Origin of the sequence: Sphingomonas kyeonggiensis (genome assembly GCF_014204495.1) — a bacterium.
GTDB lineage: Bacteria > Pseudomonadota > Alphaproteobacteria > Sphingomonadales > Sphingomonadaceae > Sphingomonas > Sphingomonas kyeonggiensis_A.
Map to the genome: position 1 here is coordinate 518,069 of NZ_JACHLN010000003.1, position 14,423 is coordinate 532,491.

The 14,423-nt window shown below is 67.4% G+C and carries 12 protein-coding genes and 1 pseudogene; 9 read left to right on the forward strand and 4 right to left on the reverse strand.

Translation table 11 applies throughout. The features are described from left to right. The first annotated feature begins 42 nt into the window (after positions 1–42). The 3 genes from HNP52_RS16595 to HNP52_RS16605 all read left to right on the forward strand — a co-directional run bounded on the left by HNP52_RS16595 (position 43) and on the right by HNP52_RS16605 (position 2,989). The gene (locus HNP52_RS16595) at positions 43–723 is read left to right on the forward strand and encodes a TetR/AcrR family transcriptional regulator (protein ID WP_311768501.1); all 681 of its coding nucleotides are present in this window, start codon (positions 43–45) and stop codon (positions 721–723) included. 77 nt (positions 724–800) lie between these two features. After that, on the forward strand, positions 801–1,694 hold the full coding sequence (locus tag HNP52_RS16600) for an SDR family NAD(P)-dependent oxidoreductase (protein WP_184168734.1): 894 nt from the start codon (positions 801–803) through the stop codon (positions 1,692–1,694). Between the two features lie 137 nt (positions 1,695–1,831). Next, positions 1,832–2,989: a cytochrome-c peroxidase gene (locus HNP52_RS16605; RefSeq protein ID WP_184168735.1), complete on the forward strand. Its 1,158-nt coding sequence runs from the start codon at positions 1,832–1,834 to the stop codon at positions 2,987–2,989. Positions 2,990–3,140: 151 nt separating this feature from the next. On the opposite strand, the gene HNP52_RS16610 is transcribed toward HNP52_RS16605, so the two are convergent. After that, on the reverse strand, positions 3,141–4,700 hold the full coding sequence (locus HNP52_RS16610) for a hypothetical protein (protein WP_184168736.1): 1,560 nt from the start codon (positions 4,698–4,700) through the stop codon (positions 3,141–3,143). Positions 4,701–5,011: 311 nt separating this feature from the next. Here HNP52_RS16610 and HNP52_RS16615 point away from each other — a divergent pair, with 311 nt between their 5' ends. Next, on the forward strand, positions 5,012–5,767 hold the full coding sequence (locus HNP52_RS16615) for a DUF4019 domain-containing protein (RefSeq protein WP_184168737.1): 756 nt from the start codon (positions 5,012–5,014) through the stop codon (positions 5,765–5,767). Positions 5,768–5,971: 204 nt separating this feature from the next. Here the strand turns inward: HNP52_RS16615 and HNP52_RS16620 are convergent, their stop codons facing one another. Continuing rightward, the gene (locus HNP52_RS16620; protein ID WP_184168738.1) at positions 5,972–6,817 is read right to left on the reverse strand and encodes an ABC transporter permease; all 846 of its coding nucleotides are present in this window, start codon (positions 6,815–6,817) and stop codon (positions 5,972–5,974) included. Beyond that, positions 6,810–7,866: pseudogene (locus HNP52_RS23365) on the reverse strand (ABC transporter ATP-binding protein). The gene HNP52_RS16620 and the pseudogene HNP52_RS23365 overlap by 8 nt, the downstream one beginning before the upstream one ends. A 190-nt stretch (positions 7,867–8,056) precedes the next feature. Here HNP52_RS23365 and HNP52_RS16630 point away from each other — a divergent pair. From HNP52_RS16630 to HNP52_RS16650, 5 genes are all read left to right on the forward strand, one after another. Beyond that, positions 8,057–9,772, forward strand: coding sequence for a hypothetical protein (locus HNP52_RS16630; protein ID WP_221416465.1), 1,716 nt, complete (start codon positions 8,057–8,059; stop codon positions 9,770–9,772). A gap of 143 nt (positions 9,773–9,915) precedes the next feature. Beyond that, on the forward strand, positions 9,916–10,566 hold the full coding sequence (locus tag HNP52_RS16635) for a sensor histidine kinase (protein WP_184168739.1): 651 nt from the start codon (positions 9,916–9,918) through the stop codon (positions 10,564–10,566). 80 nt (positions 10,567–10,646) lie between these two features. Beyond that, on the forward strand, positions 10,647–12,167 hold the full coding sequence (locus tag HNP52_RS16640) for a sensor histidine kinase (protein WP_184168740.1): 1,521 nt from the start codon (positions 10,647–10,649) through the stop codon (positions 12,165–12,167). Then, positions 12,164–12,811, forward strand: coding sequence for a response regulator transcription factor (locus tag HNP52_RS16645; RefSeq protein ID WP_311768502.1), 648 nt, complete (start codon positions 12,164–12,166; stop codon positions 12,809–12,811). Before HNP52_RS16640 ends, HNP52_RS16645 begins: the two co-directional genes overlap by 4 nt. Positions 12,812–12,877: 66 nt before the next feature. Further along, positions 12,878–13,246: a response regulator transcription factor gene (locus HNP52_RS16650; RefSeq protein ID WP_184168741.1), complete on the forward strand. Its 369-nt coding sequence runs from the start codon at positions 12,878–12,880 to the stop codon at positions 13,244–13,246. Between the two features lie 58 nt (positions 13,247–13,304). Here HNP52_RS16650 and HNP52_RS16655 read toward each other — a convergent pair whose 3' ends face one another. After that, complete coding sequence (locus HNP52_RS16655) at positions 13,305–14,348, reverse strand: cupin domain-containing protein (protein WP_184168742.1); 1,044 nt, start codon at positions 14,346–14,348, stop codon at positions 13,305–13,307. Positions 14,349–14,423 lie beyond the last annotated feature (75 nt).

Below are 14,423 nucleotides of genomic sequence, written 5' to 3' on the forward strand. Positions count from 1 at the left end.
CATGGGCTTGACGATGGCCGCGCCAGACCGGATGGACGGGAGGTGACCGAGACAGCCAAGCCCGTTCGCCGCTCGCGCAAGGCCGAGCAGCGCGCCGAGACGATGGAGCAGATCTACGACGCTGCCGAGGAGCTGTTCTCGCAGCACGGGCTCTATGGCGTCACGCTGAAGGACGTCGCCAAGAAGGTCGGCGTCCACCACACGCTGCTCAATTACTATTTCGACGACAAGAAGGCGCTGTTCGATGCCGTCTTCGCCCGGCGCGCCGTCGTCACCAGCGAGCGGCGGATGCAGGCGCTCGATGCCTATGAGGCGGAAGCCAAGGGCAAGCCGACCGTCGAGGGTGCGCTGCGGGCGTTCCTCGATACCGATCTCGACACCTATATCGAGGGTGGCGAGGGCTGGAAGAACTACGCCAAGCTCGGCGCGCAGGTGGCCAACACCCCGGCCTGGGGCGCCGACCTGATGGACGCGCATTTCGACCCGGTGGTGCTCCGCCTGATCGGGCTGCTCAAACAGGCCCTGCCCGACTGCGCCGAGGAGGACATCTTCTGGGGCTATCACTTCGTCACCGGCGCGCTGATGCTCACCCTCGCCCGCACCGGCCGCATCGACAAGCTCTCGCACGGCCTGTGCCATTCGGACGACTTCGCCGCGGTGAAGGAGCGGATGGCATCGTTCATGGCCGCCGGCTTCCTCGAGATCTGCAAGCGCGGGAAATAACTCCGCAAACTCGCTCTCTTGCTAGTGAATGATTGCAACGCTACGAAGCCCTCCGTCAAATCAGAACGGAGAGCGGGATGTCGCTGGCGGGTCGTGTAGCAATTGTAACGGGTTCGGGCGGGGGACTGGGGCGTGCGCATGCGCTGTACCTGGCGAGCCGGGGCGCGAAGATCGTCGTCAACGACCTATCCCAGCCCGCCGCCGACGCCGTTGCCGCCGAGATCCGCGCGGCCGGGGGCGAGGCAATCGCCTTCGCCGCATCGGTGACCGACGAGCTGCGCGTCGCGACGATGGTCGCCGAGACCGTCGAGCGGTTCGGCAGGGTCGACATCCTGGTCAACAATGCCGGCATCCTGCGCGACAAGAGCTTCGCCAAGATGAGCATCGACGATTTCCGCCTGGTGGTGGACGTCCATCTGATCGGCGCGGCGATCTGCTGCAAGGCAGTGTGGGAAACGATGCGCGCGCAGAATTACGGGCGGATCGTGATGACCACGTCCTCCTCCGGCCTGTACGGCAATTTCGGCCAGGCGAATTACGGCGCCGCCAAGCTCGCGCTCGTGGGCCTGATGCAGACGCTGGCGATCGAAGGCGAGAAATACGGCATCCGGGTCAACAGCCTGGCCCCTACCGCCGCGACGGGCATGACCGAGGGCGTGCTCTCGGCGAAGAGCCTTGAGATGCTGGCGCCCGAGTTGGTCAGCCCCGGCCTGCTCGCGCTGGTCGGCGAGGACGCCCCCACCCGCGCGATCCTGTGCGCCGGCGCCGGGCATTTCGCCGCCGCGCATGTCACGCTGACCGACGGCATCCAGCTGGGCCGCGCCGTCGATGCCGGCGAGCAGGTGGTCGCCGGCTGGGCGGAGGTGACCGACCGGACCGGCGAGATCGTTCCCGCCTATGGCTTCACCCAGGCCGAGCGCGAAGTGGCCGCCGCCACGGGCAAGGCGCCGGTCGCGGCGGCAGTGCGATAAGCGATACGCTCCGGCTGGGTGCAATCATGCCGGCGAACCGGATCCCGTCGTTCAGCCTCCCCTGAACTCGGGCGGGGAAAGCCATCGCCCCCTTTGGAAAAGCGCGATACGATGTCGCGTCGGGCGAAGGAGGTGCGATGCGCTGGGGAATGGTGGGACTGGTTGCGAGCGCGTTGACGCTGGCATTGGCGGCGTGCGGAGGGCTCGGCAAGGCGCCGGGCGCCGTCACGCCGAACGCCGTCGCCGAGCGGACCACGATCGATTTCTCCAGGGTCGCCAATTACTCCAGGCCGAAGCTGCCCGCCTATTTCGACGGCACGGTGCGATCGCTGGACAACAGCCCGGCTTCCAATGCGAACGACGACCGGGTGGCGACGCTGGGCCGGGTGCTGTTCTACGACCTGCGGCTCAGCACCAACGACCGCGCTTCCTGCGCTTCCTGCCACCAGCAGGCGATCGGCTTCACCGATGCGATGCGGTTCAGCAACGGGATCAGCACCGCCGGCACCACCGATTTCCACGCGATGCGGCTGGGCAATCTGCGCTACTGGCAGCCCGGAACCACCTTCTGGGACCGTCGCGCGGCGAGCGTGGAGGCACAGGCCAGCCACCCGTTCCACAGCCTGGTCGAGATGGGCTGGGGCGAGAATATGGGCGGCTTCGGCGCACTGACCCGGAAGATGGCCGGGATCGGCTATTATCCCGAGCTGTTCGCCTGGGCGTTCGGCGATCCCGCGATCAGCGAGGCGCGGATCCAGCTGGCGCTGGCCCGGTTCACCCGTGCGATGATCGCGAGCAGCAGCCGGTGGGACACGGGCTATGCCCGGGTCTTCTCGGCCGCTGCGCCCGATCGCGCGCTCGATGTCGACCTGCCGGGCTTCACGCCACAGGAGAATCGCGGACGGCATCTGTTCATGGCCGATGCGAGCCGGGGCGGCGCGGGTTGTTCCGCCTGCCATCTGCCGCCGACCTTCGCGCTGTCGGCGGACGCGCACAGCAACGGGCTCGACGCCGGCGAGACGCGGCTGTTCAAGGCGCCGTCGCTACGCAATGTCGCCCTGGCCGGCCCCTATATGCATGACGGCCGCTTCGCCACGCTGGCCGAGGTGATCGACTTCTACGACCATGGCATACAGGACGGGCCCGCGCTCGATCCCCGCCTGCGCCGGGGCAAGACACCGCAACGGCTGAACCTGAGCGCGCAGGACCGCGCGGCGCTGGTCGCCTTCCTGATGACGCTGAGCGACCCGAAGCTGACGACCGATCCGAAGTTCAGCGATCCGTTCCGGCGGTGAGGGCGAAATGCTTCCTGCAAACCTTCCCTGATCCCCGGCGAAGGCCGGGGCCAGTTGCAATGTCGCCCGAGAGGTTAGACCACCCCAACCAGCTGCGCCGAAACTGGGCCCCGGCCTTCGCCGGGGGACAAGAAGGTGGGGCGATCCGGCCCTAGGCGCGGATCGCGTATAGCGTGGCGTTGCTGATCGCGTAGACCGCGCCGTCCGCGCCCGCCAGGGTCGGCGTATAGGCCTGACCGAGCCCGGTGTTGAGGCGGATGTTCTGCGACAGCGTGTTGGTCGCCAGGTCCCAGCGATAGAGGATGCCGTCCTCGTTATTGGCGAGGATCGAGCCGCGCAGCGGATCGGCGAGCATCGTGTTGATGCACCATTCGCGCCGCGAATTGGCCGTGGTGCCGTCCCGCGTCGGGCCGACGATGGTGATCACCTCGCGCATCACCTGGATCGCGGGCAGGATCGTATCGGCCTGGCTTGTCCTGGGATCGAGCACGGCGATCCGGTTGAGCCCGTCGCCGGTCCCTACCCCGGCATAGTTGTTGTACTTCTGCGCGAGCAGATAGGTGGAGATGCCGGTGTAGGACGGCACCATCGTCGCCGGAATCACGCTGGGCGACACATCCCAGCCGAAGCTGCCCGGCACGCCCACCGGATTGAGCAAGGCGTCGAACTGGAGCAGCCAGCCGCGCGCATTGTGCGTGCCGAACTGGCTTTCGAGCACGCCGTAGAACACCCGGCCATCCGGCCCGACCACGGGCGAAGCCGTGCCGTCGTCGCTGATCCGCGCGGGCGTGAGCGCACTGGGATCGATCAGCGCGGCCTTGCCCCGGGTGGCGAGCGTGGTGCTGTCGAGCGCGAGCAGGAAGCCGGTCTGGGTCGCGGTCGTCGATCCGCGATTGACCGCGATATAGACGGTGGCGCCGTCATTCGAGAGCGCCGGCGCGCAGTTCATCGCGGGCTTGACGATCGACGTGTCGCCCGCCGCCGTGGCGACGCCGACCCAGCTGCCGGTGCCGTCGGCCGCGACCCGCGCCACGCCGCTGACCAGCCCGGCCGGGTTGGCGCCAGTGACGACGAAGCCGAAGAACAGGTTGCCCAGCGCATCGGCGGTGATCGGAGTGTTGATGAAGACCGTGCCGTCATAGGCAGCCGGATTGGCGTTATAGGCGGCCGCGCCATAGAAGATCTGCGTCGCGAGCGTGCCGGTGGTGGCGTCCGCGTCGGCGCGCATCAGCAGCTTGCCGCCGGCGCCCGGTGCATAGAGGCGGCCCTGCGCGGTTAGGAGCAGATTATAGGGCGGCAGCCAGTTGCGCGGCGGCGTGACATAGTCGGTGGTCGCCGACCAGAGGAGCGTACCGGTCGCGCCGGACCGGCCCTCGATCCGGTAGCTGCCGGTGGCGGCGGTCTTCACCGGGAGGACGATCGTATTGTTGGTGGTGACGACCGGCGAGCCATAATGGGTGAGCAGCGCGCCCGAGGCGGTATATTGCGGCGCCAGGTCCATCGGAGTGGTCCAGGCGATGCGGCCGAGATCCTGGGTGGCGATCGCGCTCACGGCAGTGTGCTGGGCATTGCGACCATAGCCGAACCAGGCGGGGCCGGAGACCGGGGTGGGCGTGGCGGTGGGCGTCGGAGTCGGCGTGGGCGACGGGGCGGGTGAACCGCCGCCGCCGCCGCTGCTGCAGGCTGCGACCACTGCGGTGGACGACAGCATCGCCAGCGCGCGACGGCGCGAAAAGCGGGTCGGAAAGCGCGGAGCGGACGGAAGATTGTTGTGGCTCATGACGAAGCTCCACCGATAGGCACGCGAGGACCTGTGCGCTTGTCACGCATATACACCTCTCCTGCCGCTTGTTGACGCCTAAGCGCCGCCAGAGCCACAAATTTCTCGAGGACACGCGCGCGACCGCGACCGCTTTGCGACCGGGAACCGAAGCCATGCGACCAAGCCAGCGGACTACCGGCCGGGAGTACGAATTTTTTGGGGTGGCTGCGGCATTGCGGCTGACCTAGGCCCTGGCAGCTATGGACATGCGGGTGACAGAAGCGGGCTGGGCGCTGACCGAGAAGGAGAAGCAGACGCTGCGCCTGATCGTCCGCGGGCATGACGCCAAGTCGATCGCGCGCAGCCTGGACCTCTCCGTCCACACGATCAACGAGCGGCTGCGCGATGCGCGGCGCAAGATGGCGGTGTCGAGCAGCCGAGAGGCGGCGCGGCTGTTGCTGGCAGCCGAAGGCGGCCCCGAATTGTTCGGGGACACGGGAATCGGGGAAGACCCGGCGGGGGCCGGGATCGATCAGGAAGCCACGCCGGTCGACGGCGCCGGGCGGGCATATCGCCGGCCCTGGATCATTCCTGGAGTGCTTCTCATGACCTTTGCCCTTGGCCTGCTGGCGCTGGCCCTGCTCCCCTCCGCCCCTACCACGACGCACGCGGCTTCGCAGGTCGCGCCCAACCCCGAGGTGGTCGACACGGCGCGGCAGTTCCTTGTCCTCGGCGACCAGGGGCGCTGGGACGAAAGCTACCAGGCGACCGGCGCCGCGTTCCGCAAGCTGAACACCGCGGCGGTCTGGCGAACGGTATCGGAGAAGGTGCGCACGCCGCTCGGCGCCGTCGTCTCGCGCACCCTGATCGGCCAGGAGAATTTGCCCGCCCCGCCCTATGGCTATGAGGTGGTCAAGTTCCGCACCAGTTTCGCCAACAAGGCCGAAGCGGTGGAGACGGTCACGCTCGAGCGCGAGGGCGGCGCCTGGCGCGTGGTCGGCGTGACGATCGACTGAACCACGGGCCGGCGGGAACACACGGGCCCCGCCGGCCTTGCCCCCTGAACCCGTCATCCCCGCGAAGGCGGGGATCCAGAGCCAAGGACGGTGCGCGCGAGGCTCGCCCTGCCGCGTCCGGCATATACGGCCTCAATTGCTTCTGCAACCCGAACTACCCTGGATCCCCGCCTTCGCGGGGATGACGGGATATAAATCTGGGCGTCAGTTCAGGTCCTGCCGCAGGAAGCGGAACTGGGTAAGCGCACCCGCCGCGAGGATCCAGGCGGTGACGATCCAGAGCGAAGCACCCCAGTTGAACGCGACCACGTCGCCCGGGCCGAGCGGCAGGGTAAGCCCTGTGCCCTTCGCCCAGTTGGCGAGATTGGTCATGTGGTAGAAGGGCAGGAACTTCACGAGCGCGGTGACGAGTCCCGCCGCATATTGGTGCGCCCAGAGCGCGATGAAGGGGAACAGTCCCTCGATCACCACGATCGCGATCGACAGGATCACTGTGGCGAGGATCGACTGGGTGAGGATCGCGAACAGCGCGGCGAAGGCGATGGTGAAGAGGATCGGCACCAGCGCGTTGCCCGCCGCCTGCCAATGCGCCTTGGCGACAGCGCCCAGGGTGACGCCGGCCGGGATCTTGTCGCCCTGGAACGAGCCCAGCCATTCGCCGAACAGCAGGATCAGGTCGGCGGCGATGAAGGCGATCATCACGAAGCCGAAGGCGACCACCCATTTCGCCGCGATCAGTTGCCAGCGCGCCCGCGCCGGGATGATCAGCTTCCAGGTGTTCCAGCCATATTCGCCGGCGAACACCACCGCCGAGAAGCCGGCGATCAGGAAGCGGCCGGGGCCGGAGCCCGGCACCTTCCACAAGAGCGCGCTGTCGGCGATCCACTTGGCGGCGGAGCGCTCCTCGCCGGTCGTGTGCGCCGAGAAGGCGCCGTAGATCAGGATGCCGACCACGAGCAGCGTGGTGACGATCGGATAGAGCCAGACCATCATCCAGGTGGCCCGATGGCGGCGGAGCTTCAGCGCCTCGGCGCGGACGGCATCAAGCATCGGAATCCCTCGTCATGGTCAGGAAGATTTCCTCGAGGCTCTGCTCGTCAGGCCCCACGCGGAACACATCGGCGCCGGCCTCGACCAGCTTGCGGACGATCGCCGGCGTCTCGGCGCGGCCGGCCTGGACGGTGAGCCCGCCATCGGCGATCTCGCACGGCCAGCTGCCTTCGAGCGCGGCCGCTGCCTTGTCGAGCGGCTCGGCCTCGACGCGCAGCGCCTCGCCCTGGTCGAGCAGTTCGCGGATCGTCGCCTCGCGCAGCAGCCTGCCCTTGTGGACCACCGCCACCCGGTCGCAGATCTGCTCGACTTCGTGGAGGAGATGGCTGGAGAGGAACACCGCCTTGCCCTCCGCCGCCAGGCCGCGCAGCAGGGTGCGCATGTCCTGGATGCCGGCGGCATCGAGGCCGTTGGCCGGCTCGTCGAGGATCACCAGGTCGGGGTCGTCGAGCAGCGCGGCGGCAACGCCGAGGCGCTGCTTCATGCCGGTGGAATAGCCCTTCACCTTGCGCTTCGCGTCGCGGCTGAGCTCGACCCGCTCGAGCACCGCGTCGATACGTGCGCCCGTCATGCCCCTGGGTGCGGGCGAGGACGCGCAGATTGTCGCGGCCGGAGAGGAAGGGATAGAAGGTGCCGCCATCGACCAGCGAGCCGACCCGGCGCAGCGCCGCGCGGTCCGAGACCGGGCGGCCGAACAGCGAGACCTCGCCGTCGCTCGGGCGGATCAGCCCCAGCGCCATGCGGATCGTGGTGCTCTTGCCGGCGCCGTTCGGGCCGAGAAAGCCATAGACTTCGCCACCGCGCACGGTGAGCGACACATCATCGACCGCGCGCTTGGCCCCGGCCCCGCGGCCATAGGTCTTGCCGAGCGCGCGCAATTCCAGCGCGGGCATCCCGCTGAGTTCGCTTGTGGACACTCTGATCCCCCTTCCGGCACCTGGCTGGCACCGTGACGGCAGGTTGTGCATGAACCTCTGTGTGTTAGCAAGATAATACGCACAGATCCGGTTCGAAAGCTGCCGAAGGGATACCGGTGGCATAGAGCCCATACCGGCGAGTCTCGGACCGGAGCCGCATTGCCACGAAGAGCGGGACTCATATTTGCAATTGATCTCAGTAACTTGATCCAAGTTACACGCGCAAATCTTCGCCTTGACTATCGCTGACACCGGTATCAAGATGAACACTGGGTTAGTCGATCAGCTGGAAAAGCTGACGACCCAAAGGGGAGAGGCAAATATGAAGCTGCGCGCTGCGTCGGCGAGCCTTGCGCTCGTCATGATCCTTGCCGGATGCAACAGTAACGATAGCGGATCGGTGGTGTCGCCCACCCCGACACCCGCCTCGACACCGACGCCTGGGGTATCGATCACTTCCGCATTGCTGCCCGCATCGGGCGAAACCGCCGCCTATAAGGACACGCTGCTCAAGCTGACCTTCAACGGACCGCCGGTGGCGACCGGCAGCGGCCAGATCCGCGTCTACAAGAGCGACGGCACGCTGGTCGACACGATCGATACCACGGGCGGCGTCACTGTCGCCGGCGGCGAGACGCAGACCGCGCTGGGCAACGGCAATACCGAGATCGACAAGATCGGCGGCGGCGTCTCCACCCTGACCCAGTATCGCTTCACCTATTACCGCCCGATCCGGATCAGCGGGAACACCGCGACGATCAAGCTGCACGACAATGTGCTGGCCTATGACACGTCCTATTACGTCCAGATCGACCAGTCGGTGTTCAACGGCCCGATCGCCGGGTTCAACAGCTTCCCCGGCATCAGCGGCACGACCGGCTGGACGTTCAAGACCAAGGCGGCGCCGACCTCGACCACCGCGGTGACCGTGGACGATGACGGCGCGGCCGATTTCCGTTCGGTGCAGGGCGCGCTCAACTACATGATGACGGTGGGCTGCGCATCGTGCGGGGCCGGCAACACCGCGGCCAAGACGATCACGATCAAGAACGGCACCTATGACGAGCAGCTGTTCCTCCGCAACGTCAACAACCTGACGATCAACGGCGAAAGCCGCGCGGGCACCGTCGTCCAGAACAACAATTGGGAAGCGTTCAACCCCGGCGTGGGCGGCAGCCGCGCGACGCCGAACACCACGTTGACCAATATCGGCGGCAACACGGCACTGGGCAACCGGCTGACGCTCGGCGGCGGCCGCGCGGTGCTGCTGATCGAGGGCGGAGACCAGATCAAGGTCAACAACTTCACCATGCAGAACACACATGTGAAGGATGCGACGCAGAACAGCCAGGCGGAGGTGATCTACTACAACTCCGCCAACCTCAACGGATCGCGCTTCATCGGCACCGACATGAACTTCATCGGCACGCAGGACACGCTGCAGATGAAGGGCTGGGTGTGGATCTACAACAGCCTGATCGCCGGCGACGTCGACTTCATCTGGGGCTATCCCTTCGCGATGGCGATCGAGAATTCGGAACTGCGGACGGTCGCCGACCCCTCCGCGCCGACTTCGGGCGGCTATATCTTCCAGGCGCGCTCGGCCAAGGGCTATCCGGGCTTCGTCGTGCTGGGCGGATCGCTGACCTATGCCAATGGCGTGCCGAGCGGATCGACCTATCTGGCGCGCTCGGGCGGCGTGAACCAGGCGGGCGGATACTGCACCACGATGCAGGTGCTGGGCGCATCGGCGAGCAACGCCACGCAATATTGCGACAACCTGGCGTTCATCGGCGTGAAGATGGACAGCCACGTCGCCGCCGCCGGCTGGTGGATCAACCCGATCCCGAACCTGCTGCCGAGCGCGACCGAGGGCTGGCGTGAGAGCGGCTCGCTGACGCCGACCGGCACGGCGCTGTCGATGACCGGGCGCAACACCACCTATGGCAGCAGCACCGCCAACCTGACCGGCCTCAACACCCGCGCCAAGGTGTTCGCCCAGTGGAACGGCAATGTCGGCTGGACGCCGGCGCCGTAACTATCTGCCCCATCGGGAGGGCGAATATCCGTTCGCCCTCCCGACACCCTTGTCCGCCCTCACCCTAAACCAGCGTATGATACCCCCGGACCGCCCGATGCGGGATTTCTGCCGACAGAAGTTCCCGAGGAAGGACGGCCCCGATGCTCGACATGGCGAACACCGTTGCCGATACCGGCACGACGATCGAAATCCTGCCCGCCACGCGGGTGAGCGATGCCGACGAGATGAACCACCGCATCGCCAACAGCCTGCAGCTGCTCTCGGCAATGGTCTCGGTCGAGGCACGCGGGATCGCCGATCCGGTGGCACAGGCCGCGCTCGACGTGACCCAGCGGCGCATCGCCGCCGTCGCCAGCGTCCACCGCCAGCTCTACCAGGCGCATGAGAGCACCAGCGTAGACCTGCGCGCCTATCTGGAGAGCCTGGCCGCCGATCTGCAGGCCGGCGCGACCGGACGGCCGGTGCTGGTCGATGCGGCGACGGTCTCCGTCCGTTCGGAGGATGCGACCGCGATCGGCATCATCGTCTCCGAACTGGTCACCAACGCCTTCAAATATGCCTATGCCCCGGGTGCGCCCGGCAATGTGCGGGTGATGCTGCGCAACCTGCCGCTGGGCGGCTACATGATCGAAGTCTCCGATCGCGGCCGGGGCCGGGTCGCCGAAGTGATCCAGGGCAGCGGCTTCGGCAGCCGGCTGATCGAGCTGATGGCCGCGCGGCTGGGCGCCGAGGGCAGCTATCGCGACGCTCAACCGGGTACCCGCTTCCTACTCTTTGTGGGTGGCCGCTGAACCCCATGTTGCGACCCATTCGTGAAGCGCTAGGCCTGCTGTATTGGTCCGATTCCGACGGACCATTGCATGAGGGTGAGATGGCGCACGAAGCCGAGAAGAAGCGCAGGCTGGCCGCGCAGGTGCAGGGCGTGGCGACGGTCGCGCTGGCACTGGGCATCTTCGCGCTCGACGTGCTGAGCCCGCTGCAGGGTGCGGTGGCCGTGCTCTACACGATCGTCGTGCTGCTGACGACGCGGGCTAATGCGCGCGGGCTGACGCTAACCGCCGGCTTCGTCTGCGCACTGCTGGCGATCGCAGGCTATTTCATCAGCCATGACCATGAGGCGCTGGGATCGGCGGCGGTGCGGCTGTCGGTCGCGCTGGTCGCGATCGGGGTGACCACGCTGCTTTCGGTGCGCCACATGGCCGCGGCCGAGCATCGCCGCATTGCCGACCGGCGCTACCGGGCGATCTTCAACGCGGCCGGCTTTCCGATCTGGGAAGGCGACTGGTCCGAGGCGTTCAGGCTGCTGCGCGGCAAGCAGGCGCCCGATGCCGAGGCGATCGATATCGCCGCGCGCACCGCGACGATCTGCGACGCCAACCACGCCGCGGCCGCGCTGTTCGGCCTGGAGCGGCGCGAGGAGCTGGTCGGCGGCACGCTGGTCCGCTTCCACACGCCGGCCGCCGAGGCAACGCTGGGCCGCATCCTCCAGGCGATGATCGCCGGCGAGACCACGATCGAGGAGGAGACCCGCTTCATCGACGCCAGGGGCGAACCGGTCGACGTGCTGCTGCGCGTGACCATCCCGCCCCAGCAGAAGGAATGGCGGCAGGTGCTGATCATGGGCCTGGACGTGACCGAGCGGAACCAGACCAATGTGCGGCTCGCGCAGGCACAGGCACAGCTTACCCATGTCTCGCGGATCACCACGCTCGGCCAGCTCGCCGCGTCGATCGCGCATGAAGTGAACCAGCCGCTCTCGGCGCTGATCACCTATGCCAAGTCGGGCAAGCGCTGGCTGGCGCGCGAGGCGCCGGACGCGGCCGAGGTTTCGGATTGCCTGGACCATGTCGTCTCGAACGGCACGCGCGCGGCGGACGTGATCGCCCGTATCCGCGCGCTCGCCAGGCGTGCCGATCCGCGCCAGGACGCGATCGACCTCGCCTCGCTGGTCGACGAGACGATCGAGCTGCTGCGCCGCGACCTCAACACGCATGACGTCACGGTCGAGGTGACGATGCCCGAGGGTTTGCCGCCGCTGGTTGGCGACCGGGTACAGATGCAGCAGGTGCTGATGAACCTGATGCTCAACGCCGAACAGGCGATGGCGCAGGTGGCGCCGGGCGCCCGGGTGATGTGCGTCGAGGTGGTGGCCGAGCCGGACAGCGTCGCGGTGCATGTCCGCGACAGCGGCGGCGGTATCGCGGTGGAGCCGGAGAGCCTGTTCAGCCCCTTCTTCACCACCAAGTCCGAAGGCATGGGCATGGGCCTGTCGATCTGCCGCTCGATCATCGAGAGCCATGGCGGTACGCTGGGCGCGGAAAATCACCCCGATGGGGGCGCGGTGTTCAGCTTCCGCCTGCCGGTGGCGGGCGCGATGGAGAGTGCGGCATGAGTGAGATGTTCGACGGTGGCTGCGTGTGCGTGGTCGATGACGATGACGGGATCCGCGGGTCGCTGGGCAGCCTGTTCCGCTCGGCCGGGCTGGCGGTGGCGCTGCATGACAGCCCCGATGCGTTCCTGAAGGCCGGCCTGCCCAAGGGCCCGGCCTGCCTGGTGCTCGACGTGCGCCTGCCGGGGATCAACGGGCTCGACTTCCAGGAGACGCTGGCGGCGCAGGGCATGGGCATCCCGGTCATCCTGATCACCGGGCATGGCGACATCCCGATGACGGTGCGCGGCATGAAGATGGGCGCGGTCGACTTCCTGCCCAAGCCGTTCAGCGACGAGCAGATGCTCGCCGCCGTGGCCACCGCGCTGGAGCGCGACCGCGCGCGCCAGGCGGGCGCCGAGAGCGATGCCAGGCTCAACGAATGCTATGCCCGGCTCACGCCCCGCGAACGCGAGGTGCTGGGGCTGGTCGTCGCCGGGCTGATGAACAAGCAGGTCGCGGCGAAGATGGAGCTTTCGGAGATCACCGTGAAGATCCACCGCGGCAATGTGATGCGCAAGATGGAAGCCCAGTCGCTCGCCGACCTGGTGCGCATGGCCGAGCAGCTCGGCGTGCGCGACGAGAGCGCGCACCGGTTTAACATCTGAGTATGATGGTGCCCGCGGGCCGACTAGCCCAAATGGGTAGTCTAGATCGCTATCCGAGTAACCAGAGTGACCGAATTGCCTCCCTCCCCACGCGTCGCGATCGTCGATGACGACCCCGGCATCCGGGGAAGCCTGAACAGCCTGCTGCGCTCGGCGGGCCTTGCCAGCGAATTGTTCGACAGCGCCGAGGCGCTGCTCGCGGGCGATCCCGCGCGCTTCGACTGGATCGTCACCGATCTGCACATGCCGGGGATGACCGGGCTCGAGCTGCAGGCCGAAATCGGCCGGCTGGGCTGCGATTGCGCGATGATCGTGATGACTGCCTTCCCCACCCCCGCCTCGCAGGCCCAGGCGCTCGGCGCCGGCGCCCGGGCGTTCCTCACCAAGCCGATCGATCCGGACCTGCTGCTGGATGCGATCGAGGGCGCGGCTTAAGTCGGATAGCGTCGCCCCGGCGATAAGGGCGAGGACATTGCTGCCCCCGCCCCGAACCTCACTTCACCGGATCGAGATCATTGACCCGCGGTACGATCAGCGGATCGACCGGGGTCAGCGGCAGCGGCGGCACCGCATCCGGCGCGACGCCGAAGGTCGCCGCCAGCACTTCCTTCGAGAAGGATGACGTCGCCGCGCGATAGCCGACATCCTCGGGCATCGGCTGGTCGAAGAACACCAGGAAATGGATATCCTCCTCGCTCAGCACCTCGATCTGGTGCGGATAGGAGCGCGGGATGAAATAGGTATCGCCCGGCTCGAGCAGATAGGTGTCGACGCTGCCGTCCGGATCGAGGATCGACATGCGGGCGCGGCCCTTGTGGACATAGCCCATCTCCGCCGTATCGGGATGCCAGTGCGGCTCGCGCATGCCGTTCTCGCGCACGTCGATCGAGTACATCGAGAGGTGCCGCAGCGCCGGCCAGAACTGCGCGCGAGCGAGCTGGGCAGTGCCATAGGGGAAGTCGATCGGCGGCGTCTGCCCGGCGATGCTGAACTTGTGCGGATCGGGAAAGGCGGCCGATGCTGGCACTTCGGCCGGGCCGCTGCGCTTCACCAGATAGCGCGCGCTCGACGTATCGCGGCGGATCGGCGCGAAATCCCCGGCCGGCAGGGTGAAGGTATTGCCGAGCACCGCATCGCTCATCGCGCCGAACGCGGCCTGGAGCGTGAAATCCTCGGGCCGCTCGTTGCTGAACAGGATGATCAGCTCGGCGTCGCTGTCGCCGACATTCTCGATCGTGTGGAGCGAGCCGGTGGCGATGTGGAACATCTCGCCGGCGGAGATGGTGAAGCGGCCGAAGACATCGGCGGTGTCGAGCACCGAGACGAGCAGCTCGCCCGACAGGCAATAGGCCAGCTCATCGGCATTGGCGTGCCAGTGCGGCTCGCGGATCGCGCCGGGGGCGAGCACCAGCCGCTTGATCGCCATGCGGCGGAGCATCGGAAACTCGTCCGCGGTGATCCTGCGCACCGAGCCGAGTTCGCCCTGATAGACGGGCTCGGCGTGGAGCAGCGAACGTACGTGCCGGGATGCGGCCATGGTCTTTCCTCCTGCGAAACGGCCGCGCATCGCGCGCGACCGGAACCGGGGAATTGGGGCATCAGGCCGCCGCGC

Bases quoted from the DNA above. Each gene is read 5' to 3' on its own strand.
- HNP52_RS16600 (WP_184168734.1), top strand. From the start codon at position 801: ATGTCGCTGGCGGGTCGTGTAGCAATTGTAACGGGTTCGGGCGGGGGA.
- HNP52_RS16605 (WP_184168735.1), top strand. From the start codon at position 1,832: ATGCGCTGGGGAATGGTGGGACTGGTTGCGAGCGCGTTGACGCTGGCA.
- HNP52_RS16610 (WP_184168736.1), bottom strand. From the start codon at position 4,700: ATGCTGTCGTCCACCGCAGTGGTCGCAGCCTGCAGCAGCGGCGGCGGC.
- HNP52_RS16615 (WP_184168737.1), top strand. From the start codon at position 5,012: ATGGACATGCGGGTGACAGAAGCGGGCTGGGCGCTGACCGAGAAGGAG.
- HNP52_RS16620 (WP_184168738.1), bottom strand. From the start codon at position 6,817: ATGCTTGATGCCGTCCGCGCCGAGGCGCTGAAGCTCCGCCGCCATCGG.
- HNP52_RS16630 (WP_221416465.1), top strand. From the start codon at position 8,057: ATGAAGCTGCGCGCTGCGTCGGCGAGCCTTGCGCTCGTCATGATCCTT.
- HNP52_RS16635 (WP_184168739.1), top strand. From the start codon at position 9,916: ATGCTCGACATGGCGAACACCGTTGCCGATACCGGCACGACGATCGAA.
- HNP52_RS16640 (WP_184168740.1), top strand. From the start codon at position 10,647: ATGGCGCACGAAGCCGAGAAGAAGCGCAGGCTGGCCGCGCAGGTGCAG.
- HNP52_RS16645 (WP_311768502.1), top strand. From the start codon at position 12,164: ATGAGTGAGATGTTCGACGGTGGCTGCGTGTGCGTGGTCGATGACGAT.
- HNP52_RS16655 (WP_184168742.1), bottom strand. From the start codon at position 14,348: ATGGCCGCATCCCGGCACGTACGTTCGCTGCTCCACGCCGAGCCCGTC.